Raw genomic sequence first — 822 nt, 5'->3', positions numbered from 1 at the left:
CGTTGTTGTGGATCTGCAGCACCAGGTTGGCGGTGCTGGTGTCACCGTCAGAATCGGTAATGGTGTAGGTGAAGTTTTCGGTGCCGTTGCCGCCACCGTGCAGCGCTTTGAAATCCGCATCGCTGGTGTTCAGCGTGTAGGCGTAGGTGCCATTGGCATTCAACACTAAGGTGCCGTAAGTACCGGCGAAGGTGCCGGGCGTCACAGGGCCGGTTGCGACGCGATCCGCGCCTTGCACGTCGTTGGTCAGCACGTTGCCGTTCAGTGTCAGCAAGGTTTCAGACGCAGTGCTGGCGTTGCTGTCGTCGATGGCTTTCGGTACATCGTCGATGACGTTGACGTCCAGCGAACCGTTGGCCGTGGTGCCGTTGTCGTCGACTACTGTGACGGCGAATTGCTCAGGTAGATTGTTTGCGCCACCCGCGGTTGGGTGTGCGTCGTTGCCGTTCAAGGTGTAGCTGTAGCTGACCACGCCGGTGGCTGGATCAAAACCGGTGATGGTCAGCGTATTGCCCAACCCGGTCGGGATGGATTGCGGGAACCCCGCCGCCACGCCGCCGCTGACGACGGTGATGCCGCCGACAGTGAGGGTTTGCACGCCATCGAGGGCGGTGATGGTGAAGGTGCCGCTTTGGGTCAGTTGAGTGCTGTCGGGCGCGCTGCCGAGGCTGAGGTTTTTCTCGTAGACCGTGAGTTCGCCGCCCTCGACGTTCAGGCCATTGATGATGACCGGATCGTCGTTGTTGTGGATCTGCAGCACCAGGTTGGCGGTGCTGGTGTCACCGTCAGAATCGGTAATGGTGTAGGTGAAGTTTTCGGTGC

At 60.2% G+C, this 822-nt stretch carries 1 protein-coding gene; it reads right to left on the bottom strand.

From position 1 onward, the window contains the following. Nucleotides 1-822, bottom strand: an 822-nt coding sequence (locus FQ192_RS33860; RefSeq protein ID WP_218585831.1) for an Ig-like domain-containing protein, incomplete at both ends; no start/stop codon positions are given.

Origin of the sequence: Pseudomonas sp. ANT_J12 (assembly GCF_008370045.1) — a bacterium.
GTDB lineage: Bacteria > Pseudomonadota > Gammaproteobacteria > Pseudomonadales > Pseudomonadaceae > Aquipseudomonas.
The sequence above is the reverse complement of the archived record's forward strand: the minus strand, read 5'-3'. Positions and strand labels throughout refer to the sequence as shown.